Source organism: Pseudoalteromonas sp. DY56-GL79 (assembly GCF_041414765.1).
Taxonomy (GTDB): domain Bacteria; phylum Pseudomonadota; class Gammaproteobacteria; order Enterobacterales; family Alteromonadaceae; genus Pseudoalteromonas; species Pseudoalteromonas piscicida.
In genome coordinates this window covers 32,941-56,094 of sequence record NZ_JANHZS010000038.1, presented here as the reverse complement: position 1 = coordinate 56,094, position 23,154 = coordinate 32,941, and the positions used below count along the sequence as shown (strand labels likewise).

Annotated in this window: 19 protein-coding genes; 7 read left to right on the top strand and 12 right to left on the bottom strand. The window is 44.8% G+C overall.

Features of this window, described 5'->3' with window-relative positions; all coding sequences use genetic code 11:
- Positions 1–153: 153 nt before the first annotated feature.
- The gene (gene hemN, locus NO992_RS22125) at positions 154–1,524 is read right to left on the bottom strand and encodes an oxygen-independent coproporphyrinogen III oxidase (protein ID WP_371380507.1); all 1,371 of its coding nucleotides are present in this window, start codon (positions 1,522–1,524) and stop codon (positions 154–156) included.
- Between the two features lie 109 nt (positions 1,525–1,633).
- Positions 1,634–3,664 carry a methyl-accepting chemotaxis protein gene (locus NO992_RS22120; RefSeq protein WP_371380505.1) on the bottom strand — a complete coding sequence of 677 codons (2,031 nt, stop codon included), beginning with the start codon at positions 3,662–3,664 and terminating at the stop codon, positions 1,634–1,636.
- Between the two features lie 127 nt (positions 3,665–3,791).
- On the opposite strand from NO992_RS22120, the gene NO992_RS22115 reads away from it, so the two are divergent.
- Positions 3,792–4,589 carry an NADP-binding protein gene (locus NO992_RS22115; protein WP_371380503.1) on the top strand — a complete coding sequence of 266 codons (798 nt, stop codon included), beginning with the start codon at positions 3,792–3,794 and terminating at the stop codon, positions 4,587–4,589.
- On the opposite strand, the gene hutH is transcribed toward NO992_RS22115, so the two are convergent.
- The 3 genes from hutH to hutC form a co-directional block, all read right to left on the bottom strand.
- A complete protein-coding gene (gene hutH, locus NO992_RS22110) occupies positions 4,581–6,113 on the bottom strand; it encodes a histidine ammonia-lyase (protein WP_371380501.1) in 1,533 nt (510 codons plus the stop codon). The two genes, NO992_RS22115 and hutH, sit on opposite strands and share 9 nt — an antisense overlap.
- A 2-nt stretch (positions 6,114–6,115) precedes the next feature.
- Positions 6,116–7,795, bottom strand: coding sequence for a urocanate hydratase (gene hutU, locus NO992_RS22105; protein WP_371380499.1), 1,680 nt, complete (start codon positions 7,793–7,795; stop codon positions 6,116–6,118).
- A gap of 157 nt (positions 7,796–7,952) precedes the next feature.
- Complete coding sequence (hutC, locus tag NO992_RS22100; protein WP_017217272.1) at positions 7,953–8,714, bottom strand: histidine utilization repressor; 762 nt, start codon at positions 8,712–8,714, stop codon at positions 7,953–7,955.
- Positions 8,715–8,825: 111 nt separating this feature from the next.
- Between hutC and hutI the strand changes: the two genes are divergently transcribed.
- Positions 8,826–10,049 (top strand): imidazolonepropionase, encoded by a 1,224-nt coding sequence (gene hutI / locus NO992_RS22095; protein ID WP_371380510.1) that lies wholly within the window; start codon positions 8,826–8,828, stop codon positions 10,047–10,049.
- Between the two features lie 24 nt (positions 10,050–10,073).
- Positions 10,074–11,858, top strand: coding sequence for an EAL domain-containing protein (locus NO992_RS22090; RefSeq protein WP_371380497.1), 1,785 nt, complete (start codon positions 10,074–10,076; stop codon positions 11,856–11,858).
- A 44-nt stretch (positions 11,859–11,902) separates the two neighbouring features.
- Here the strand turns inward: NO992_RS22090 and NO992_RS22085 are convergent, their stop codons facing one another.
- Together NO992_RS22085 and rraA are read right to left on the bottom strand one after the other, a co-directional pair.
- Positions 11,903–12,958 carry an arginase family protein gene (locus tag NO992_RS22085; protein ID WP_371380495.1) on the bottom strand — a complete coding sequence of 352 codons (1,056 nt, stop codon included), beginning with the start codon at positions 12,956–12,958 and terminating at the stop codon, positions 11,903–11,905.
- A gap of 18 nt (positions 12,959–12,976) precedes the next feature.
- Entirely contained in the window at positions 12,977–13,480 is a 504-nt protein-coding gene (rraA, locus tag NO992_RS22080) for a ribonuclease E activity regulator RraA (RefSeq protein ID WP_010368946.1), read from the bottom strand.
- A gap of 158 nt (positions 13,481–13,638) precedes the next feature.
- On the opposite strand from rraA, the gene NO992_RS22075 reads away from it, so the two are divergent.
- The 4 genes from NO992_RS22075 (at position 13,639) to NO992_RS22060 (ending at position 18,037) form a co-directional block, all read left to right on the top strand.
- Positions 13,639–14,163: a phosphatase PAP2 family protein gene (locus NO992_RS22075; protein WP_371380492.1), complete on the top strand. Its 525-nt coding sequence runs from the start codon at positions 13,639–13,641 to the stop codon at positions 14,161–14,163.
- Complete coding sequence (locus NO992_RS22070) at positions 14,160–15,212, top strand: MJ1255/VC2487 family glycosyltransferase (RefSeq protein ID WP_371380490.1); 1,053 nt, start codon at positions 14,160–14,162, stop codon at positions 15,210–15,212. The genes NO992_RS22075 and NO992_RS22070 overlap by 4 nt, the downstream gene beginning before the upstream one ends.
- Positions 15,213–15,317: 105 nt before the next feature.
- The gene (locus NO992_RS22065) at positions 15,318–17,198 is read left to right on the top strand and encodes a methyl-accepting chemotaxis protein (RefSeq protein WP_371380488.1); all 1,881 of its coding nucleotides are present in this window, start codon (positions 15,318–15,320) and stop codon (positions 17,196–17,198) included.
- Positions 17,199–17,488: 290 nt separating this feature from the next.
- Positions 17,489–18,037, top strand: coding sequence for a hypothetical protein (locus NO992_RS22060; protein ID WP_371380486.1), 549 nt, complete (start codon positions 17,489–17,491; stop codon positions 18,035–18,037).
- A gap of 2 nt (positions 18,038–18,039) precedes the next feature.
- On the opposite strand, the gene NO992_RS22055 is transcribed toward NO992_RS22060, so the two are convergent.
- The 5 genes from NO992_RS22055 to priA form a co-directional block, all read right to left on the bottom strand.
- Complete coding sequence (locus NO992_RS22055) at positions 18,040–18,414, bottom strand: gamma-butyrobetaine hydroxylase-like domain-containing protein (protein ID WP_010607050.1); 375 nt, start codon at positions 18,412–18,414, stop codon at positions 18,040–18,042.
- A 49-nt stretch (positions 18,415–18,463) separates the two neighbouring features.
- Positions 18,464–19,792 carry an HslU--HslV peptidase ATPase subunit gene (gene hslU, locus NO992_RS22050; RefSeq protein WP_010368934.1) on the bottom strand — a complete coding sequence of 443 codons (1,329 nt, stop codon included), beginning with the start codon at positions 19,790–19,792 and terminating at the stop codon, positions 18,464–18,466.
- Positions 19,793–19,803: 11 nt separating this feature from the next.
- Positions 19,804–20,322, bottom strand: a complete 519-nt coding sequence (gene hslV, locus NO992_RS22045) for an ATP-dependent protease subunit HslV (RefSeq protein ID WP_010368932.1) — start codon at positions 20,320–20,322, stop codon at positions 19,804–19,806.
- Between the two features lie 70 nt (positions 20,323–20,392).
- Positions 20,393–20,923, bottom strand: coding sequence for an SPOR domain-containing protein (locus tag NO992_RS22040; RefSeq protein ID WP_010368930.1), 531 nt, complete (start codon positions 20,921–20,923; stop codon positions 20,393–20,395).
- Positions 20,924–20,936: 13 nt separating this feature from the next.
- Entirely contained in the window at positions 20,937–23,108 is a 2,172-nt protein-coding gene (gene priA / locus NO992_RS22035; RefSeq protein WP_371380483.1) for a primosomal protein N', read from the bottom strand.
- Positions 23,109–23,154 lie beyond the last annotated feature (46 nt).

Below are 23,154 nucleotides of genomic sequence, written 5' to 3'. Positions count from 1 at the left end.
ATGTGAAAGTAGAACATCGCCAGGGCCAAATAAGAGAAACCCGTTGCAGCAATGCGACGGGTTTTTTGCTGTTTGGGATATAAAAAACCTCGCGAGGTGAACTCACTCCCACCATAAACACAGTATTGTGGGAGGTTTGAGAGGGCTAGGTGGTTAAATAACGCGAGAGAAGCGGGTGTTTTTGACTTGGTTTTGTAAGTAAGCATCAAAGCACATGCAAATGATGCGAATAAATAAATTACCGTTACTGGTGACTTTTATGGTGTCTTCATTCAGCTCTACCAGTTCATCTGCCGCTAGCGGTTCTAGTGAGTTAAGTGCTTGAGCGAAATATTCGTCAAAATTTATATCATAGCGTTGCTCGAACACCTTTTTATCTAACTCAAAATGACAAATAAGCTGTTTGATCACAGCCGCGCGTATTTCATCATCATCACTTAAAGTTATCCCTTTAGTGATCGCACACCTTTTATCACTTAAAGCCTGATAATAAGGTTTTAACTCTTTTTCATTTTGCAAAATCATGTGACCAATTTGAGAAATGGATGACACACCAAGACCTAACAGGTCACACTCGCCATGAGTGGTGTAGCCTTGAAAATTACGATGTAGATGCCCTTCATTTTGCGCCATAGCCAGTTCATCGTCTTTTTTGGCGAAGTGATCCATACCGATGAATTGATACCCAGCAGAGGTCATCTGTTCCAGTGTTTGCTTAAAGATTTCAAGTTTTTCTCCCGCACTTGGCATGTCGGCTTCTTTTAGTTTTCGCTGTGCTGCAAATCTATCCGGAAGATGGGCATAGTTAAATACAGAGACTCTATCGGGAGAAAGCGCGATAAGTTGCTCAACCGTTTGCTTGTAGCTCTCTACTGTTTGAAATGGTAGCCCATAGATCATATCCATATTGATAGATTTAAAACCGAGCGTTCTCGCTTCCGTTAAGATAGCTAGAACTTCATCTAGATGCTGTGGGCGATTTACCGCAGCTTGTACTTCATCATTAAAATCTTGTACGCCAAAAGATACACGATTAAATCCGAGATCGTGTAGATGTCGCATCATATTTGGTGCAAGTGATCTTGGATCTATTTCAATACCACGCTGTGCACTTTGAGAGAAATTAAATGCACTATTCAGCATTTCGATTAGACGTGTCATTTGCTCGGTAGTTAAGAAAGTTGGTGTCCCACCGCCTAAATGAAGTTGTTCTACACGATACTCAGAAAATAGCGGCGCTTTTGCTGCGATTTCTTGTTCTAAGTAGTCTAGGTAAACGTCAGCTTTGGATTGATGACGAGTAATGATTTTATTACAGCCACAGTAGTAGCATAGTTGATGACAGAAAGGGATATGAATATACAGCGAGAGTGAGCGAGATTTAGAGCCCGTAATAGCCGCTTGTAACTCTTTTTGGCTGTAGCCAGATTCAAGCGACAAGGCCGTTGGATATGAGGTATATCTAGGACCAGATATATTGTACTTGTTGATAAGGGAATCATTCCAAATAGGTAAATTAATCACGATACGCACTCTCGAGTTTTATTAAGAGTGTCAGTGTACTTTTTACCGCTTGGGTTAGGTTTGCCTCAGATCAAAACACGCCGCGATTGCGACGTGTTTTAGTGTTTGATTAAAGCTTAAATTGGTTGACCGTTGAGTTGAGCGCCTTGGCTAAGTCGTTCAAGTCACGGGCTTCATCTGCCAGTACATTTGCGTGGTTGGCCGTGCTATTAACGAGCTCATTAATTTGGTTAAGGCTATTGTTAATATCTTCTGCAACAACGGTTTGCTGCTCTGTTGATGTCGCAATTTGATGACTCTGGTCTTGTACTGTCGTGACCGATTCTGTGATTTCTTTCAAGGCATCCAGTACGGCTTGTGTTTCCTCTACGGTCCCCTCTGCGCGGTCTTGACCTTGTTGCATCATCACTGAAGCTTGTTGGGCAATTTGCTGTAAACGAGAGATCATATTGCGGATGTCATCGGTAGACTCTTGCGTGCGGCTTGCAAGCGATCTGACTTCATCAGCAACCACCGCAAAGCCTCGACCTTGCTCGCCCGCTCTAGCGGCTTCTATGGCGGCATTGAGTGCCAGCAAGTTCGTTTGTTCAGCAATACCGTTAATCACATCGATAACGGCACCTATATTACTGGTTTCTTGTTCAAGCCCGGCAACCACTTTTGCGGCCTCACCAATATGAAGTGCAAGTTCAGTCATGACTTCTTGGGCTTGTGATGAACGTCCTGCACCTTCATTGGTAATACGTTGCACGACATCAGCGGCTTGGTTGGTCTCTTGTGCATTACGTGAGATTTCAGTCACAGTGGCTGCCATCTCGGTCACTGCCGCGCTTACGCTATCCACCTGCTCTTTTTCGCGCTGAATCTCACTGTTAGTATTGTTTGAGACTTCACGCAACTGGGCGGAAGCATTACTTAATTGCTCAGCTTGTGCTGCGGTATCGAGCATCATTGCTCTAAGTTTATCGATGAAGGTATTCATATGCAGCGCGAGTTGACCAACTTCATCTTTACTGGTGATATCGATACGTCTAGTTAGGTCGCCTTCACCCGATGCGATGTCTCGCATGGTTTCGGTAAGCGCTACAATCGGTTTGGTGATCATTTGCGTGGCGAGCAAGATCATTGCCACGATAATGGCTAAGATAATAATCAAGGCTGTGATTGTGCTCATGACGGCGTCATTCACCGGTGCTTCGATCAGCGACACCGGAATGAGTAGGCCAACGTGCCAATCCAATAGGGGGTTGTCTAATTTCACATTGTCATAAACAACATAATACGCTTCCCCTTTGAACGTGACCGTACTATTGCCAACGGGGTTACGCTTGATAGCGGCGTTTAGATCGTCAAAGCCTGATGTATTGGCAAACTGGGATTCAAGGCCATCTAGACCTTCTTTGCCTTTCTCGCCTTCATCTGTGGTAGAGAGTGAATGACCAGTACGCTTGGATAAATGCACAACATTTAAATCACCATCAAGCAAAAAGCCAAAACCTTTATCTTGAAACTTGATACGTTCAACCATATCGTTCAATTTATTGATCTGTAAGTCGACGCCACCCATGGCGACGAGTTTGCCGCCGTTATTGTAGATAGGTTGACGGATCACAGCAGACACCGCACCGGTATTGATATCGGTTGCAATTGGACCAACATACAATTTACCTACATCAAGCGTATCCTGCCACCATGGGCGTTTATAAGCATAGTAAGGTCGACCATCTGAATATGCTGATGTACGATCATTTTCTTTAAAATATTCACCTGTGTTTGCTGAGGCAATAAAGGCTGAGAGAATATTTTCATCACCTTTGGCGATTCTAACTAAGTCTTCATTGACCTCTTGATAGTCTTTATCTTTAGTCAGATCGGCGCCACGGGTATTATAATTTTCAAACCAATGAATGTTGTGAGGCGTAGAAACAAAGGTTTCAACTACTTTGCCGTATTGGCCAAAGAATGCTTCCATCGCCAATTTTTCGGCTTGAATATAGCTTTGCGTTTCTCGTTCAATTCCATCTCGAGAGAGTGTTGCAATATGGCTGACGAAAAAGCTTGATGCAATAATTAATAATACGGAAATGGTGCCGCCAATTAGCAGCAATATTTTCTTTCTAAGGGATAAATTCTCAAGCATGACACTTCTTATTTTTAGCTTATGCAAACGGTAATCAAACCATAGATAACAGGAGAACGCCACCGTTTGCGTTAACTTCTTTTACATTGATAATACAAGGTAACTTCATGGTTAAGGTAATATTCATATGAAAGTATTAAATCGCAGTCTGGTCGTACTGGGCGCGGGTTGGCTCGGTGAAGCGTTGTGTCGCGAAGCCGAGTTGCAAGGGTGGCAAATTGAAGGCACCAGAACTCAAGTTAATGAGGTGCATAGCTGGTCAAGGCAGCTGGTCTTAACTGAAAGCGGCACCTTAGCGCACTCAATTTCTTTACACAACGCGTATTGGGTGTGTGCGATCCCACCAAGAGCTAGGCATGTTGATAGTAACTATGTAAAAACGTTAGAACAGGCGTTGTTACTTGCAAAGAAGATGTCAGCAGCAGGCTTCTTATTGTGTTCTACCACTGGCGTTTATAGCACCGAAAATGGTGAGTATGATGAGCAAGGTAAGTTAGCTGATAAAGCCAACAGGCGTGTTGATATACTAAGAACTGCTGAAGAGATGGTGCTTAACGCAGGCGGTAAAGTGGTGCGCTTAGCAGGTCTTCAAGGTCCCGGTAGGGAACCTGGGCGATTTGTAGCGGGTAAGGCTTTGTCTAGCTCAGCGAATGGTAGAGTGAATATGGTTCATCGCGGTGATGTTGTTACTGCAATCAATACCGTGATCGCGCAGTGGCAGGATGCAGCAGACATTTATAATGTTTGCTATCCAGCGCACCCCACGAGACAGGCGTTTTATCAATATCACTGTGAAAAGTTAGGGAGTGAGATGCCAAGTTTTGCTTCTTCAAAAGAAGAAGTGCGTATAATTAAAGCCGAGCGTATTACCGAACTCGGCTTTGCCTACCATCATCCGATTGTTAATGAATCTGAGTTAGGCTGAAGGTAAGAGTTGTGCTGGTAGCAAGTGCGCCAGTGCAGCTTGACCCAATAATGCATTGGCACTTTCAATATCAGGTGCAAAATACCTATCTTTGTCATAAAAGCTTACGACTTTTCGTAATATTTGCTGAGCTGCAGCCACTTTGTCAGATGGCTTAAGTGGCGCTCTAAAATCTAACCCCTGCGCTGCAGCAAGATATTCAACTGCGAGTACACCTTGGGTATTATCAGCCATTTCCTGTAAGCGTCTTGCCGCAAAGGTTGCCATGGAAACATGGTCCTCTTGGTTTGCGGAGGTTGGGAGGCTGTCAACGCTACCAGGATGTGCGAGTGTTTTGTTTTCAGAGGCCAGTGCTGCAGCGGTGACTTGCGCAATCATAAAGCCCGAGTTTACACCGCCATTGTTAACCAAGAAGGGAGGCAATTTTGATAAGCTCGAATCAATAAGCAGCGCGATACGACGTTCAGCCAATGCACCAATTTCAGCAATGGCAAGCGCTAGGTTATCAGCCGCCATCGCGATAGGCTCAGCGTGGAAGTTGCCGCCAGAAATAATATCCCCAGCATCAGCAAATACCAGCGGGTTATCTGTTACCCCGTTGGATTCTACGAGGATCACCTCAGCGGCTTGACGGATCTGAGTTAAACAGGCTCCAAGTACCTGTGGTTGACACCGCAAGCAATAAGGATCTTGTACCTTTTCACAATCAACATGCGCATCACTTATTTCTGAGCGAGTTTGTAAGATATCTCTAAACGCCATTGCGGTGTCAATTTGGCCTTGCTGACCACGGACTTCGTGAATACGCGCATCAAATGGTGAGCGACTGCCCATAGCTGCTTCAATGCTCATTGAACCAACGACACAGCTTTGAGCATAAAGATCTTCAGCTCTGAATAGGCCCTGCAGTGCAAAGGCTGTAGATGCTTGTGTACCGTTAAGTAGTGCGAGGCCTTCTTTTGCAGCTAAAGTAAGTGGTTCAAGTCCTGCTATTTTTAGCCCATCGATGGCATCGATAAGCTCGCCACGATAGCGAACCTGGCCTTCGCCAAGGATTGGCAAACACATATGCGATAGTGGTGCGAGATCGCCTGATGCCCCGACTGAGCCCTTTTTGGGCACGCAAGGATAGACTTCGGCATTAACCAAGGCTGCTAAGAATTCAATTACATCCAAGCGGATCCCAGAGAAGCCACGAGAGAGTGAGTTGATTTTTAGCACCATCATGAGTCGAACGGTACTATCGTCCATTAACTCGCCAATACCGGCTGCGTGCGACAGTACAATAGAGCGTTGTAGCAACTCTAATTCGTCTTTTGCAATTTTAGTGTTGGCCAGCAAGCCAAAACCCGTATTAATGCCGTAAACGGTGCGCCCTTCTTTGATCACTTGCTGAACTGTGTTTGCACTGTTAGCAATAGCGGCTTTCGCTGATTCGTCTAAGCTGAGATGAACAGGCTGTTGATTGATTTTTCGTAACGTGTTTAAAGTCAATTGGCCTGGGATTAAATTTAGTGAGTACATACTTACTTTCCTTCCAGCATAGGTAAATCTAGTTTTTGTTCTTTTGCACAGTCTTTGGCTATGTCATAACCAGCATCGGCATGACGCATTACACCGGTACCTGGGTCATTCCATAATACGCGAGATAAGCGAGCATCAGCTTCGTCTGTGCCATCTGCCACAATAACGACTCCCGAATGTTGACTGAAGCCCATACCAACGCCACCGCCGTGATGCAGTGAGACCCAAGTTGCACCGCCAGCCGTGTTTAACAAGGCATTGAGTAACGGCCAGTCCGATACTGCATCTGAACCATCCATCATCGATTCCGTTTCACGGTTTGGACTGGCTACAGAGCCAGAATCTAAGTGATCACGACCAATCACAATCGGTGCTTTGAGTTCTCCATTTTTGACCATTTCGTTGAATGCTCGTGCTAAACGCGCTCTGTCCTTCAGTCCAACCCAGCAAATACGAGCAGGCAGGCCTTGGAATTGAATGCGCTCGCGCGCCATATCTAACCAATTGTGAAGGTGTGGGTCGTCTGGGATAAGCTCTTTAACTTTCGCGTCTGTTTTATAAATATCTTCAGGATCGCCAGACAGCGCAACCCAACGGAATGGACCTATGCCTTGGCAAAACAGTGGACGAATATAGGCTGGAACAAAGCCTGGGAAATCAAAGGCGTTATCAACCCCTTCTTCTAGGGCCATTTGGCGAATGTTATTCCCGTAGTCAGTTGTCGCGGCCCCGCGCGATTGCAGCGTTAGCATGGCTTGTACTTGCACCGCCATAGATTGTTTTGCGGCTTTTACAACTGCTTGTGGATCGCTTTCGCGAAGCGCGGCTGCCTGAGCCATAGTCCACGTTTGCGGTAAGTAGCCGTTTAATGGATCGTGCGCAGAAGTTTGATCGGTCACTACGTCAGGCGTGATATTGCGCTCAACTAATTCAGCATACACATCCGCTGCATTGCCCAACAGGCCAACTGATATCGGTTGCCCAGCAGCCTTAGCTTCATCAATAATAGCTAATGCATCATCAAGTGTGGTTGCCTTTCGGTCAACATAGCGTGTGTTAAGACGAAAATCGATTCGTGACTCATCACACTCAACAACGAGGGCGCTAAAGCCTGCCATTGTTGCCGCGAGTGGTTGTGCGCCGCCCATCCCGCCAAGGCCACCCGTTAAGATCCACTTGCCTTTCGCCTCACCATTAAAGTGTTGCTTTGCCATTGCTACAAAGGTCTCGTATGTGCCTTGTACTATGCCTTGTGAGCCAATATAGATCCAAGAACCAGCGGTCATCTGGCCGTACATCATCAGGCCTTTTTTATCGAGTTCGTTGAAGTGATCCCAGTTAGCCCAATGTGGTACTAAATTTGAGTTAGCAATTAAGACGCGAGGAGCGTTGCTATGAGTTTTGAATACCCCGACAGGTTTACCTGATTGCACCAGTAAGGTTTCGTCTTCTTCTAAGCGGTCTAACGTTTCAACGATTTTATCGAAGCATGCCCAGTCGCGAGCGGCACGGCCAATACCGCCATAAACTACTAGTGCATTTGGGTGCTCCGCAACTTCAGGGTCAAGGTTATTCATCAACATTCGCTTTGCCGCTTCAGTAAGCCAGTTCTTTGCGGTAATGTCTGTACCTCGTGGCGCGCGGATCTCGCGGCTAAGGTCTAATCTTGGGTTGTCACTCATTCTGCTCTCTCCTGTTGTATATACAACCTAAGTGAAACGTCTAGTTGCTGCGATTGCTTAGTTTCGCTAGGTTGTTAGTCTATTTGTATTGCATGGCAATCTAGGCCGCCATGTCGTTTTGATTTACCTGTCGCGATGTTTGGCGACACTTTATGTGTTACGACCTTTGCTTAAAGGTGAGATGACCACCTAAGCGATATTTACTGCCTGGCGAAATTAATCTCGCGAAGCTAACAATGCCTTTTGCAGACCAAGTTCGGCGGATCATTTGTAAGCATGGTTCTTCATTATAAAGCCCAAGCCACTGGCAAACCTCTGGTGATGGCATAACCGCTTCAACGGTGTGTCTAGCCTCTGTGAGTGGTGCGACTTGAGATAAATATTCATGAGGGGTAGTCAGTTCAAAGTTTTGGTCTAAATACTCTGGTGCTAACTGTGGATTGACAAAGCGCTCTTCGACTTGCAGTGGTTGTTCATTTTCATTATGTACAATTACGCTTCTGTAGACTGGCGCGTCCGCTTCTACACCCAATGCAATGGCGATAGGCGCTACTGCAGCAATAAGTTCAAGCGTTAGTACGGTACATGAGTATTTGCCATTGCGTGCGTTGACCTCGTCGGCAATATTGCGGATCTCAAGTAACGAAGACTGAGATTTAAAACTGGCAACAAAAGTACCTAGACCTTGGCTACGAGTTAAAATTCCGGCTTCAGTTAGCTCGCTTAGTGCTCGTCTTGCGGTCATTCGGCTAACATTAAATTGGTCAGCTAACTCATTCTCCGACGGCACGCGCTCGTTTTCGAGCCAGCGCGCGGCGCGAATATTATCGATAATATATTGTTTTATAAGCGCAAATTTAGGAAGCTCAGGCACAGTTGTTGTCTCGAGTTCATATTTATGTAAATAAAGATGGCACACTTCCCTTGTATATACAAGTATCCCTGATAGACTCAATGAATAAATCTCGCAGTGAGCGAGTTTATTTTAATGTGTTGGCATATGGATTTGATTTAGATTAGGACAAGTATGATGTTAGAAGCCGATTTGCTTATTATCGATGTCAATATTGCAACTATGGATCCCAGTTTGGATACCCCTTATGGTGCGATAGAAAACGCAGCGATCGCCATTAAAGATGGCAAAATTAATTGGTTAGGCCCTCGTAGTGAACTACCAGAGGTTGACGCCATTGCAACACCTATTCATAAAGCCAATGGCCAATGGTTGACCCCAGGGTTAATCGACTGCCACACGCATATTTTATTTGCAGGTTCTAGGGCCAACGAGTTTGAGCAACGATTACTGGGAGCGTCATATCAAGAGATTGCCGCGCAAGGTGGTGGTATCGCAAGTACCGTTAAGGCGACACGATTAGCAGACAGAGAAACGCTGTATGTTAACGGTAAGAACCGCTTGAATAGTTTACTCAAAGAAGGGGTTACCACGATTGAAAGTAAATCGGGTTACGGCCTTGATGTTGAAAATGAGCTAAAACTGCTAGAAATTAATCAACTACTTAATGAGCATCACCCGATTGATGTGCATAGCACGTTCTTGGGCGCGCATGCATTACCCCCAGAATACAAAGACAATAGCCAAGCCTACATTGATTTAGTCTGTGATGAGATGCTGCCACAAGTTGCTTCGCGCCAATTAGCAACGGCTGTTGATGTATTTTGTGAGAACGTCGGATTTACCTATCAGCAAACTGAGCAAGTATTTACTCGAGCACAACAGTTGGGATTACAGGTTAAATGTCATGCTGAGCAGCTATCTAATCAACATGGCAGCGAGCTGGTGGCAAAGTTTAAAGGGCTTTCAGCGGATCATATTGAATATCTTGATGAAGCTGGTGTGGAAGCGATGGCGAGAGGGGGTGTGACTGCGGTACTTTTACCCGGCGCTTTTTATTTCTTACGAGAAACGCAATTACCACCAATTGACTTGCTCAGAAAGCATAAAGTAGCAATGGCACTCGCTAGCGACTTCAATCCAGGTACTGCGCCTTTGTGCTCACTGCGATTAATGCTAAATATGGCATGCACATTATTTAGAATGACACCGGAAGAAGCGCTTAGCGGTGTTACGGTTAATGCTGCGAAAGCCTTGGGGTTGAACGACCGTGGAGTATTGAAAGTTGGAACGCGCGCAGACTTAGCGTTATGGGACATTACCCATCCTGCACAGTTAAGTTATCAATTTGGTGTAGCGGACCTGTCAAATTTGTGGATCTTAGGTAAACTTAATCAGTAATGATCCTTTTATAAGCAACAAATTATGCTTTCAATTTCAACAGCTAGTGGCGGAGCCACGGAATTATTGCTGTCTGAAGGAATAGCGATACTAATTACGCCAATGATGGCTGGCATGGCCGGAGCCATTGTAATGGGGGCGTTAGCATTAATGTTGCAGCGCCCCTCTGGTATGCTCAAGCTGGCTCACCTTAGCAGTGCAACACTTGCAATACTGCTCGCCTTTACGGGCAATACCACTACATTACATTTACTTACTCTGACGATACTCTTATATTTATTCCATGGCTTACAGGAGCACAAAAGTGGCTTATTGTTGATAAGTGCTGCTGCGATAATCACTTTGGTAATGTGGACTGTGTCTGAATATCTATGGACATTTCCTGCCCAGCATGGCGCAATTGTCATTGTGTTTATGTATATTCTTTTCCTTGCCTATCAAGCGTATAGCAGCGCAAATGAATTTGAATTGAAAGAACACAATGATGACCACACCGAGCATGAAAGTTTGGGGTTACCTGGTCGGCAAAGTTTTAAACGTGCTTTTAATGAATATCGCCAAACGGAAGGGAGCCCTTGTATGCTCGTGCTAGTCCGTCTCATGGGTTTCGAGCAGGTAAATTTTCATTTAGGGCGTGAGTTTGGTGACTTGCTGCTAGCTCAATCGGCGAATCGTATTGCACAATGTTTGCAATCCGGTGATGTTATGGCCATCACTCATGGCAATGAAACTGCGAAAATGGCGCATCTAGGTGGTCTTAACTTTGCGTTTGTCTGTTCGTTAAAGCATGGTAAGCACTTTCATGAGCAGTTGATAGAGGAAATATCAAACAGCACTTTAAAGCCATTCAATGTTGGTAGCTGTACGTTAGAGATCATGATGCGTGCGAGTTACGTGAATTGCGATGAAGAAATGGGGCAACTTGAGAACCTGATTTCTTGCGTGTTTTTAGCGCTAGATACACAATCAGAAGCGCATCAGCATAGCCATCAACAAGTCGTACCGTATCAACAACGTATGCAAATTCATCGACTGGAGCAACAGGTTAGGTTATCGGAGTTAGCTAAAATCAACTTTAGATCTGAATTTGAGCTCTATTTTCATCCAGTCGTTCGTCATGAAGATAACAGCATTGAGTTTGTGGAATTACTGTTGCGCTGGCAGCATCCAAAGCAAGGGATTTTAAGTGCCAATGAGTTTATTGATGATATTCGTTTAGTTGGACTTGCTATTCCCGTTGCTGAATATGTACTAGAGCGTGCTTGCGAAATTGCATTGGCACTGAAGATGGAAGGGATCAGCGTTCCCATCAGTATAAATGTCTTTGGTGCTGAGCTGTTGAGCGAAAGCTTTATCGAGTTTATTGACTACACCATGCTCAACCATCAATTAAGCCCAGGTGCTATCATTATTGAGTGTCCAGCTAGTATGCTTGCCGAGCTAGATGAGCAAGAAATTGCGATGATCAGTCGTTTGAAGAACTTGGGTGTAAAAATGTGTGTCGATAGTTTTGGTGATGCGCCGCTGGTGCTAGCTAAATTACCGGCACTGCGTTTTGAGTATGTGAAACTGTCGCGCAATATGACGCAAGAGCCTGAGCATATGGGGCATACCAAATCCTTGGTAAAAGGCATTGTAGAGATGCATCAAGAAAAGCACTGTCGCGTGATTGGCGAGGGTATTGAATCTCTCGGGCAACTCGAATTTGTAAAAAGCATTGGCACGGTGGCAGCGCAAGGGTTTTACTTTTCTCGGCCACAGAACAGCAATATTTTGATCAGTTGGCTGAAACAAAGGCTGCCTCAATAACTAGGAGCGCCTTACCTTTACATAGGTTTTGGCTGCGGTAGAGTTTAGCGCCTCTGTTGCCGGGTACTTAAATAAGCGTTCGCAAGGTTCGTTAGTATTTGGCCGCAATGTTCAATACCCGCCTGCTCACCAAGTGGGTGTCTAGCCGGGGCTGCTTCACATAAGTGCAAATATTTAGCATTTCGAGCCTGAGCCATACGGTAAACAAAATATTCGGCATCGCTAGTTGTGAAGCCTTGATAGGTCAGGGCACTTGCAGGTATACCGACGATGGCATCAACGTCTAACTCTACGCCTAATGGAATGTCGCTTGGCATCGTTGCCAACGCTTTGTCGAGTGATGCGGATAAACTCTGAGTTTGTCTGGTTTTTATCGCTTGATAACTTGAAAATCCGAATCCAGCGTTTTGCAATTGAGTAAGGATTGTTTGGTTATTTTTGTGCTCGTGCAAGCCGATGACATGATAATGTGACAAGCTACCAGCTTGATGCGCGTAACTGAAGCCATTACCGCTATGTCTACCTTCACAAGCTCGAAAGTCAGCATGAGGGTCAAAGTTGATGGCACCAGCGGCACGTTTGCTGGCCTCAAAATGTGCCTGCAAAATACCAAAAGCATTATTATGACCACCACCAATGATAATTGGCTCCAAGCCTGCAGCAAAGATAGGTGCTAGGGTTGCAATAACTTGGTTGTCGAGGTCGGCACAGAGAGTGCGTAACTGCGCTAGCTGTTCGCTATTAGTGTTATCGAGCGATAGTGCGCGCGTTTGAATAGCCTGGGTATCCACCTCGCCTAGCAACAAAATCTTATCGCCCGACAAAAACTGGTTATCGGGCTGATTTAAAAAGCGCTTTAAGAAGGCTTGCCAACCAAGTTCGGCGCCGCCTTGACCGCAATTGGCGCGCGGGCCTATATCTTCGGGGATCCCCAACAACACATAACGGATCCCAAATTGGGCCGCGTCTCTAAGCGAAGCCGCGTAGTCATGATCACATTGTAAAAAGCTTATGCTTTGCCAAATTCTGGTTTCACCAGCTCTTGCACTGACAAAAGTGGCAATATCACTTTCATCATATATACGGACTGCTGTACTCATGACTGTTACTTCTAGCGCTTAATTGTCTTCGTTATCGTCTTCTAAAACTAACTCTTCTGCAGAGATGATAATGCCGGTGGAGTCGGCGTAAACAAAATCATCTTCGTAAAAGGAGACACCTGCGAAATTAACGGGAATGCCGACTTCGCCGCTGCCACTGCTATCTGCTGCTACTGGGATAGAAGCGATTGCTTGAATGCCAATATCGCTTTCTTCTAGTTCATCAACATGGCGTACCGCGCCGTAAACGATGATGCCTTGCCAGTTGTTCTCGACTGCCAGCTCAGCTAAATCAATATCAACCAGTGCACGACGAGTTGAACCACCACCATCAACGAGCAGCACACGACCAGTACCGTCTTGTTGTAGTACATCTTGGATTTGCTCATTGTTTTCAAAACATTTGACGGTAGTGATACGACCACTAAATGACGTCTGGCCGCCAAAATTGATGAACATAGGCTCTAGCACATCAACCACATCAGCAAAGTGGTCGCAAAGATCAGAAGTGCTGTATTCCATATTGAATCCTCGAATATTGATTGTCGATAACCAGTATACTCTCATACTTGTGCTTAGCAATGCTTTGATTCAACTTACATATTTGTGTCTTAAAAGTGTCACCCATTTGTTATTTTGCTCTTCTATGCTGATACTGTGAGCAATTAGGCGTGACTCGAATGATGAAAGCAAAACTAGCCGAGCTGGACGCTGCATTATACTTTGTGGTGTTTTGCCCTAAACCAAGAAACTGGTTTAGATTGATAGCATTAGGTCTATCCAAAAGTGGCAACGGTGGACTCTATGTGTTGGTCGCAATTGCGTGTGCTCTGTTTTTGGAGCAGTTAGGTCAGCAATTTGCACTCACCGTGATTTTGGCCTTTGCAATTGAAAGGCCGCTTTACTTCTATCTAAAAAATCGTTTTGCACGATTACGACCATGTGACTGCTACGCAGTGAAAGCCTTGTTGACGCCGAGCGATAAATTTAGTCTGCCCTCGGGGCATAGTGCTGGCGCTTGGCTATATGCGATTTGCTTGATGGAGCAAATTCCATTGGCTGCGTTTCCGTTGATGATTTGGGCTTCAGGAGTGTCATTGTCACGCGTAATTGTAGGGGTACATTATCCACTTGATGTGGTGCTTGGTGCGGCAATGGGTGTTGCCTGTGCAAGTTTAGCGATAGTGATATTAGGAAGCGTATGAAAATACTATATGGTGTTCAAGGAACGGGAAATGGCCATACGACTCGAGCTCGGGTAATGGCAAATTGCTTTCGCAACATGGGAATTTCTGTTGACTACTTTTTTTCTGGACGCCCTTCGGAAAACTATTTCGATATGCATGATTTTGGTGATTATCGCAGTTGCCGAGGGCTGTCATTCGTTACCGAGCGCGGCCAGTTAAATCGCATAAAAACCTTCCAATCGCTCAAGTTTGGTGAGTTTATTCGCGATGTTAGAAAATTAGATGTATCAGGTTATGATTTGATCTTTAACGACTTTGAGCCTGTCAGCGCGTGGGCAGGGAAGTTGGCAAAGGTTCCGGTAATAGCAATGAGTCATCAAGCGTCATATTTATATGATGCTGTCCCACAATTTGCCGTACAGCCTTGGCACAAAGCCCTGATCCGGTATTTTGCACCAGCTGATATTCATTTGGGTGTGCACTGGCAACCGTTTGATAAGCATATTATTCCGCCTTTTATTCCTTACGAGGCTGAGCAGGAGCAATGTGCATCGATAATTAACAAAGTTTTGGTTTATCTGCCGTTTGAAGCATTGGATAGCATTATTGAGTTGTTAAAAGACTTCCCCGATAAGGAGTTTTACTGCTATCACCCGGATGCCGACAATGCTTCGTTGCAACATATTCACCTAAGAAAACCGAGTCGTTCTGGGTTTATTCAGGACTTAAGAAATACTAGTGGGGTGATTGCAAATGCGGGGTTTGAGCTGTCTAGTGAAGCATTAAAACTCGGTAAAAAACTGCTACTTAAGCCATTAGATGGTCAATTTGAACAGCAGAATAATGCGCAGACGCTAGCTGAGCTCGGTCATGCTCAAGTGATGAATTATCTCAATGCTGGCGCGCTGGAAGAATGGCTGCAAACAGACGCGAAGGCATCGTTTTATTTTCCATCCGATCCTAGCTTGCTAGTGGCATGGTTGATGGAAGGTCAATGGCACAATATTGATTTATTACACAATCAACTTTGGAATGGTGTTAATAACTTGTATGTAAAAGCGGCGTAAATATATTATTTTGTAATATGAACCCAGAATAATTACCTATTATGAGGCAAGGCAGAAAGGCTTCAGCTATACTTTAGCCAGTCTATTAACATTGTAGGTAAGCCGATGGCGGTATTAGAAAATCTGACTATCAGACGTCGTTTGCAAGTGAATGCATTAGTGGTAGGGATTGCCTTGGTTGTTATGTTAATTATGATCATGTACGAAGCTCGTACTATGCTGAAATTGAATGAAACCATTCAATATGCAGAAGAGCTCGACATTCATGAATTAGCAATGCGAAAACACGAGAAAAACTTCCTTTTTTACAAGCAGGTAGATTCACTCGATGAGTTTGAAAACGAGTATCGTGAGCTGCAAACTAAGCTCGTTTTGTTGCAAGGTACTTTTTCTGATTTTGATATTGATTTAGGTCGGATCAACGAATTTGAACGCTTAGCAAAAAGTTATTACGATGACTTTCAAAAAGTGGTGCAATTACAAAAAACGATTGGCTTGCATCCAAAAGATGCTCTTTACGGTGAGCTTCGTGATGCGGTACATGAGGTAGAAACACTATTAAAAGAGCAGCAGAATTATCAACTCCTTTCAACCATGTTGCAGCTCCGCCGAGCCGAAAAAGACTTTATGTTACGTTTTGATATCAAATATCTAAAGCGCTTTGACGAGCTTGTTGCACAGTTTTCTCAGGAAATTCGTAGTGCTGGGCTTAACGCTCAATATCAATCTAAACTGCTTAGTTTGTTGAACACCTATCAATCCAAGTTTGCAGGCCTAGTTCAAGCACAAGAAGCGCTTGGTTTAGATTTGACAAGTGGTGCGCTTGGCAAGATGAAAGTGAGTGTTGAAAAAAGCGATGCAGTGGTAGCTGAGGTTGTTGAGCAGGCAAAAACAGAGATTAAAGAAAACGTTGATAAAACACAGATGCTCGCTGTCGGTGTGTTTGTGACAGCTGGCATTATCGTGATGGCATTGGTGCTGTCGACCAGTCGCTCAATTATTCAACCTGTAGAGCGCGTTTACCAAACCATTGAGCGAATACGCCGTGAAAATAATCTCGGTTTGCTTATTGAGCAAAGCGGTAACGACGAAATCACGATTATGACTCGTGATTTTAATAGTTTAATTTCTGACTTTAGAGATCTCATTGCAGATGTGAATGGGGCGTTGGCAACCATTAATGAAGCCACGGATCATTTAACGGAGACAACTGCCCAAACGAGTACTGGTATGGCTGAGCAGTTGCACGAAGCGGATATGGTCGCCACCGCAGCGACCGAGATGCAAGCGACGATCCAAGACATTTCTCATAATACGGGTGAAGCGGCGCATAAAGCCGAGACAACGAATGAAAATGCGCAACAAGGTCGCCGTGAGGTCACTGCAACAATTGAGCACATCATGCAGTTATCGGAATCGTTAGGTGGTGCTTCAAGCGTTGTTGCTCAGTTAGAGCGTGACGGTGAAACCATTGGCTCGGTATTGGATGTGATCCGTGGTATTGCAGAGCAAACAAACTTACTTGCGCTAAACGCTGCTATTGAAGCTGCGCGCGCAGGTGAGCAAGGTCGAGGTTTTGCTGTTGTAGCGGATGAAGTTAGGTCACTTGCGCAGCGTACTCAAGACTCCACACAAGAAATCGAAAGCATCATTTCTACACTACAACAGCGTACACGAGAAGTGGTGAACATCATGGAACAATGTCGTGAGCAAGGCAATGAAAGTGTGTCGCAAGCTGAAAAGGCTGGGGAGTTGCTCAGCATGATCACCCAAGATGTGCAAACGATTATGGAAATGAGCACGCATATCGCGACGGCAATTGATGAACAAAACCAAGTTGCTTCAGAAGTGAATAAAAACGTGGTTAAAATCAGAGACATTGCGCAAGGTGCATCAGAACATGCTCGTTCTAATGCGCAAAGTAGTGAAGAAGTCGCAGAGCAAGCGCGCGTATTACACGAAGCCGTGGCTAAGTATCAGGTATAAACACCAATTCAACCTGAGGTTCTTTATGCCAAAGCCCTACTTATTTATAGTGGGGCTTTTTATTTAACCTGAGGTTTGGATAAGAAATGAGCTTACTTATTATTTTTAAAGTTCATGTTGATTGTCATTTTGGATATTGAGAAGCGTATTGCATTTAAGGCGACTCTATTCAACATCGTGAGTAATATGTACTGTTGCAGAAATTTTCCGGATCGTCTTAGGTAGGGGTTTGCATCTTTAAAAGGTATGTTTTATAAAGAGAAAATCACATGTTGAAAAGGAATATTTAAATGAAACTCTCCACACGTAATTCTTGTATCCGGGGGCTATTTTTACTTTTGGCTATGGGAAACTTTTCTGTTCAAGCTTCGATGTTATGTCGAGATAGCTTCGATACTGTACGCAATAACATGACTAATATGAATTATAAAAGCTTTGATCAAACACCTAACTCTGGGTGGCGAGTACTGTATAATCAGGGTTGTTATTTAGAAGCTGCAATGCTCATTGAGCAATATAAAACCATGACTGGAGAGCAGCAAGCAAGTTTGCAATGGCATTTATTTCAGAATTACGCTATGGCGGGAAAGCGAGAACAGGCGATAGCGGTTGGAGAGGCACTTCTGCTCTCTGCGAAGAATAATCCTGCCGAGTTTCTTTGGGTAGAGTACATAGCTGCGAGCGTTGCGTTCTTAAAAGAAGATAGAGTGACACTAATGAAGATGCGTAACAAACTAGCGGCACAAGCTGATTTCTTCCCCAATAAGATGAATTTAAAGGTGTTAGATAGCTTGGTCGATAATGTCAAATCTTCGTATCAGGCTGCTTATCAACAGTAAATTTAAGGCACAAACTTGATAGGTACGCTGTCCTTTTGGGTTTTATACTCTTCTACCGCGTTTACATATTCCTGCCATAGCACATCGTGTTGTGTAGCTATAGTGTATAAGTATTGCCAGCTGTAGAGCCCTGAGTCGTGGCCATCATCAAAAACAAAGCGTGCAGCATAGTGACCAACGGGTTCAATTTTCTTTATGGCGACATTCTGTTTGTTTAGCACGAGTTGCTTTTGCGCCGGACTATGCCCTTGCACTTCGGCGGATGGTGAATGTGTTCGTAGGAATTCGGCACTTAGCGTAAAACAGCGGCCGTCCTCAAAATAAACATCGAGTACTTTACTGAGCGTATGATAATGAAGTTTGGTGACTTGATACATAATTGGTATAACTCAAAAAGCGGAGCAAGGCTCCGCTTTTGATTTTAATTTACAGAATGAAGCGGCTTAAATCTTCATCCTGAACAAGCATGTCTAAATGCTGTTCAACGTAGGCGGCATCAATCGTCAAGGTATCACCGGCCTTTTCACTGGCATCGAATGAAATCTCTTCCATCAGCTTTTCCATCACAGTGTGAAGGCGGCGCGCACCGATGTTTTCAGTTTTCTCGTTGACCTGATATGCAGCTTCAGCCAGTTTGGTGATAGCGTCATCGGTAAAGTCGATAGTGACGTCTTCTGTTTTCAGTAGCGCTTGTTGCTGCTCTGTAAGAGATGCATTTGGCTCAGTTAGAATACGTTTGAAATCACCCGCAGTTAGTGCTTCTAGTTCAACGCGAATAGGTAAACGACCTTGTAGTTCAGGGATTAAATCCGACGGCTTGGCCATTTGGAACGCACCTGACGCGATAAATAAAATGTGGTCGGTTTTTACCATGCCGTGTTTAGTATTAACGGTTGAACCTTCGATAAGTGGTAGTAAGTCGCGTTGTACACCTTCACGGCTAACATCTGGGCCAGAAGATTCTCCGCGCTTACAAATTTTATCGATTTCATCAATGAACACGATACCGTTTTGTTCAACTGACTCAATAGCTTGCTCTTTAAGCTCTTCTGGATTAACAAGCTTTGCAGCTTCTTCTTCAATCAATAGCTTAAGTGCTTCTTTAATTTTCAGCTTACGGTTCTTTTTCTTGTCACCCGACATGTTTTGGAACATGCTCTGTAGCTGGCTGGTCATTTCTTCCATACCAGGAGGTGACATGATCTCAACATGAGGCGCCGTTTCTGCGATGTCGATCTCAATTTCTTTGTCGTCTAACTGACCTTCACGTAGCTTCTTACGAAATACTTGGCGTGTTGACGAGTTTTCATTTGGCTGAGACTCACCATAAGCGTCTTTTGCTGGTGGCAAAAGTGCATCTAAAATACGCTCTTCGGCGGCTTCTTCAGCGCGGAATTTGAATTTCTTGGTTTGTTGTTCACGTGTTAGCTTAAAAGAAACTTCGACTAGATCGCGGATGATGGTCTCAACTTCTTTACCAACATAACCCACTTCGGTGAACTTAGTCGCTTCTACTTTGATAAATGGTGCGTTAGCAAGCTTTGCTAGACGGCGGGCAATCTCAGTTTTACCCACACCCGTTGGGCCGATCATCAAAATATTCTTTGGTGTAACTTCTGCACGCAGCTCTTCATCAAGCTGCATACGACGCCAACGGTTGCGCAGTGCAATCGCGACGGCTTTTTTGGCTTTGTCCTGACCGATAATGTGTTGATCAAGCTCGTGCACAATCTCTCTTGGAGTCATAGCTGTCATGGCGAATCCTATTACAATTCTTCGATAGTTTGGAAATTATTGGTAAATACGCAGATATCGCCAGCGATCTTCAGGCTCTTTTCCACGATTTCTTTCGCACTTAAGTCGGTATTTTCAAGTAGTGCGGTTGCAGCCGCCTGTGCGAAGTTACCACCACTGCCGATAGCAATAAGGTCATGCTCTGGCTGCACCACATCGCCATTACCTGTGATGATAAGCGAGGCGGTTTCGTCGGCTACCGCAAGTAGGGCTTCAAGCCTTCTTAATGCTCTGTCGGTACGCCAGTCTTTTGCCATTTCTACGGCTGCTTTAGTGAGATGGCCTTGGTGCATCTCAAGCTTTGCTTCAAAGCGTTCAAATAATGTAAATGCATCAGCTGTACCGCCAGCGAAACCTGCCAGTACTTTACCATTGTATAGACGACGTACTTTACGCGCGTTGCCTTTCATAACTGTGTTACCAAGCGAAACTTGGCCATCACCGCCGATAACCACTTTGTCATCGCGACGAACACTAACGATGGTAGTCATAGTAATCCTTATCTGGGCCTGTGCCCGTGTAACTCTAGATTAGTAGGAAATATGGGTGGACTTATAAAAATCAAGTCCAGCCCCAAATCCCACAGCCAAATATCCCGACGCGCTGCAATTTGTTTTTATCGCTTTCCGCTAAACGCTTGGTATCGTAGGGGCCAAGACGGACACGATACCAGACACCGTTACTCCCTTCGGTACGACGGATCTCCGCGATTAACCCTGCAAACGCAACTTTGGCTTTCATGGCTTCGGCTTGGCTATGGGTTCTAAATGAACCACACTGCATTTGATAAGGACCTTTGCTCTCGATCTCTTTAACTTCGACCTTGATTTCATGATTTTTAATTTCTTCAATGAACTCAGGTGGGCGAGGCTTGGGTTTACTAACCTTTTGCTCGGCAACTGGATGCGGGTTTTTGGCTTGCTCTACTTCTTTAGGATCGGCATTGGTTTTTATAAACCAAAGACCGTAGGCAAACCCTCCGATTAGTAGAAATGCAAAAATAGCAGCAATAACAGGAAATTTCGCCGATTTTTCTGGCTTGTCTTTCCCCTTGCCTTTAGGTTTCTTATTGATGTAATCGTGCTGTGCCATAGGTTATTTGATTTTAATAGCTATCCATTGGATCAACATCTATGCTCCAGCGTACTCGATTGGCAGACTCATGCGTAGCAATATAGCGCGCAAGTTGCGAAAGGTAGTCCCGCAGCACAGTGCGTTGTTGTGCGTGTATATGTAATTGATATCTGAACTTTCCAGCTATTCGTTCAAGTGGTGCTGGAATTGGACCCAGCAATTGTATACCAGGATAGGGGGTAGCTGGAACCAAATCCGACAAAAAGCGCAATACTGTATTTATATTTGTTGCCTCGGCGCGGATGATAGCTAAGTGTGCGAAGGGGGGAAGCATAGCTTCTTCACGTTCTTGTAAGGCATACCGCGCGAAGTCGCCATAACCATTATTGATTAAATCTTGCAATAATGGATGTTCTGGAAAATGCGTTTGCAATAACACGGTTCCCGCTTCACCGGCGCGCCCGGCTCGCCCAGCAACTTGCGTAATAAGCTGCGCCATTTGCTCGGTTGCTCTAAAGTCGCAAGAGTAAAGTCCTGAGTCCACATCCAAGATAATCACGAGACTGACATCGGCAAAATGGTGGCCCTTGGCAAGCATTTGAGTACCGACCAGTATTCGCGCACCACCTTGATTAATTTCGTCAAGTGCGCTTTCAAGGCTGCCCTTACGGCGCGTAGAATCTCGGTCAATGCGAGTAACGGGAATATCGGTGAAGCGTTCGCTTAAAAAGCCTTCGAGTTGTTCTGTACCAAGCCCTGTAGGCATGATTTGGGTGCTGCCGCAATCTGGACACTGTCTCGGTACAAAGTCCTGTTCACCACAATGATGGCATACCAAGCGGTTCATATTTTTATGGTACGTGGCGCTGGTAGAGCAATGTTTACAGGTATTAAGCCATCCGCATTCGTGACACATCAATGTTGGTGCAAAACCCCGACGATTTAGAAACACCATAACCTGCTTACCGCGAGCGAGTGTTTTTTCCATCCAATGTAAACTCATTGGTGAAAACCCGCCTTGTTCTGGCTGACCTTTCATGTCTACAAGATGAAATTGGTTATCGTGCTGGGTCTGCGCTCGCTTACTCAGTGTGACGAGTTGATATTTGTTGGTAATGGCCTTGTGTAATGTTTCTAATGCCGGTGTTGCTGTTCCCAAAAGCAAAGGGCAGTGTGCCTGATGCGCTCGAAACGCAGCGAGATCTCTGGCGTGATAGCGCAGGCCTTCTTGCTGTTTAAACGAGTTGTCGTGCTCTTCGTCAACGATGATCATGCCGAGATTTTGAAATGGTAAAAAAATGGCCGAGCGAGTACCGATAACCAAGGCGCTCAGACCCTTTTCGGCGCGACGCCAAGTATGTAGACGCTCGTTATCAGTTAGATTTGAATGCCATAAATCGATGGGCAGGTTATTAAAGCGCTTTTTGAAGCGGTTGACTGTTTGTGGTGTGAGTCCAATTTCAGGCACCAAGATCAGTGCTTGTTTACCCGCTTTTATTATGTTTTCAAGGCTCTGTAAGTAGACTTCGGTTTTACCACTTCCCGTTACACCTTCGATTAAAAAGGTACGGTAACCGACTTGTGCATTGACGGCGCTGCAAATAGTCGCTTGCTGGTCGTTTAGGCGTGGCTTTTCGCCTAGCTGTAATTCATTTTGCGACCAATCGCTATCATGCTCAATAGATTGTGAGATAAGCGCTTTTTCTTCCAATGCTTTAATTGTTTGGCTAGCAAATCCGAGCGCTTTTAGTTCGCTTAATTTTATTGCGCCACCTTCATATAATTGAGAAAGCAGTGCTTGTTGCTTTTTGGCTCGCAGTGTTGGTAGTTTCTGCCCTTTTTCCGTTAATCTGACGACAGGGATCTGAGTTTTATCTGGGCTTCCACCATCTCTAAGTACTGCCGGTAGTGCTGTGAATAAGGTATCGCCAATTGGATGACAGTAATACTGGGAGACAAAGTGTAAGAAGCTAAGTTGTGCTTGGCTAAAGACTGGGTGCTCGTCCAACACCTCAATAATTTGCTTGAGTTTTTCTTTTGGTACATCGGTGTCGTCTTTTTTAGCAAGCGCAATCGCTGTGCAGCGACGGTTGGCGAAATTGACGGTGACTCTCATTCCTGCTTCAACTTGCATGGTTGGTGCTAGCAAATAGTCGAATGTTCGGTGCAGTGGCAGCTTTAAAGCTACTTCAAGAATGAGCATGTATTACAATTCCATAAAGTGAGCGCAGTGACGAAGTATATACCTA

Excerpts from the sequence above, each read along its gene's own strand:
- hutH (WP_371380501.1), bottom strand. The coding sequence starts at position 6,113 with ATGTACTCACTAAATTTAATCCCAGGCCAATTGACTTTAAACACGTTA.
- priA (WP_371380483.1), bottom strand. The coding sequence starts at position 23,108 with ATGCTCATTCTTGAAGTAGCTTTAAAGCTGCCACTGCACCGAACATTC.
- NO992_RS22055 (WP_010607050.1), bottom strand. The coding sequence starts at position 18,414 with ATGTATCAAGTCACCAAACTTCATTATCATACGCTCAGTAAAGTACTC.
- rraA (WP_010368946.1), bottom strand. The coding sequence starts at position 13,480 with ATGGAATACAGCACTTCTGATCTTTGCGACCACTTTGCTGATGTGGTT.
- NO992_RS22060 (WP_371380486.1), top strand. The coding sequence starts at position 17,489 with ATGAAACTCTCCACACGTAATTCTTGTATCCGGGGGCTATTTTTACTT.
- hutU (WP_371380499.1), bottom strand. The coding sequence starts at position 7,795 with ATGAGTGACAACCCAAGATTAGACCTTAGCCGCGAGATCCGCGCGCCA.
- NO992_RS22075 (WP_371380492.1), top strand. The coding sequence starts at position 13,639 with ATGATGAAAGCAAAACTAGCCGAGCTGGACGCTGCATTATACTTTGTG.
- NO992_RS22065 (WP_371380488.1), top strand. The coding sequence starts at position 15,318 with ATGGCGGTATTAGAAAATCTGACTATCAGACGTCGTTTGCAAGTGAAT.
- hslV (WP_010368932.1), bottom strand. The coding sequence starts at position 20,322 with ATGACTACCATCGTTAGTGTTCGTCGCGATGACAAAGTGGTTATCGGC.
- hutI (WP_371380510.1), top strand. The coding sequence starts at position 8,826 with ATGTTAGAAGCCGATTTGCTTATTATCGATGTCAATATTGCAACTATG.
- NO992_RS22070 (WP_371380490.1), top strand. The coding sequence starts at position 14,160 with ATGAAAATACTATATGGTGTTCAAGGAACGGGAAATGGCCATACGACT.
- hslU (WP_010368934.1), bottom strand. The coding sequence starts at position 19,792 with ATGACAGCTATGACTCCAAGAGAGATTGTGCACGAGCTTGATCAACAC.
- NO992_RS22090 (WP_371380497.1), top strand. The coding sequence starts at position 10,074 with ATGCTTTCAATTTCAACAGCTAGTGGCGGAGCCACGGAATTATTGCTG.
- NO992_RS22120 (WP_371380505.1), bottom strand. The coding sequence starts at position 3,664 with ATGCTTGAGAATTTATCCCTTAGAAAGAAAATATTGCTGCTAATTGGC.
- NO992_RS22085 (WP_371380495.1), bottom strand. The coding sequence starts at position 12,958 with ATGAGTACAGCAGTCCGTATATATGATGAAAGTGATATTGCCACTTTT.
- NO992_RS22040 (WP_010368930.1), bottom strand. The coding sequence starts at position 20,923 with ATGGCACAGCACGATTACATCAATAAGAAACCTAAAGGCAAGGGGAAA.
- NO992_RS22115 (WP_371380503.1), top strand. The coding sequence starts at position 3,792 with ATGAAAGTATTAAATCGCAGTCTGGTCGTACTGGGCGCGGGTTGGCTC.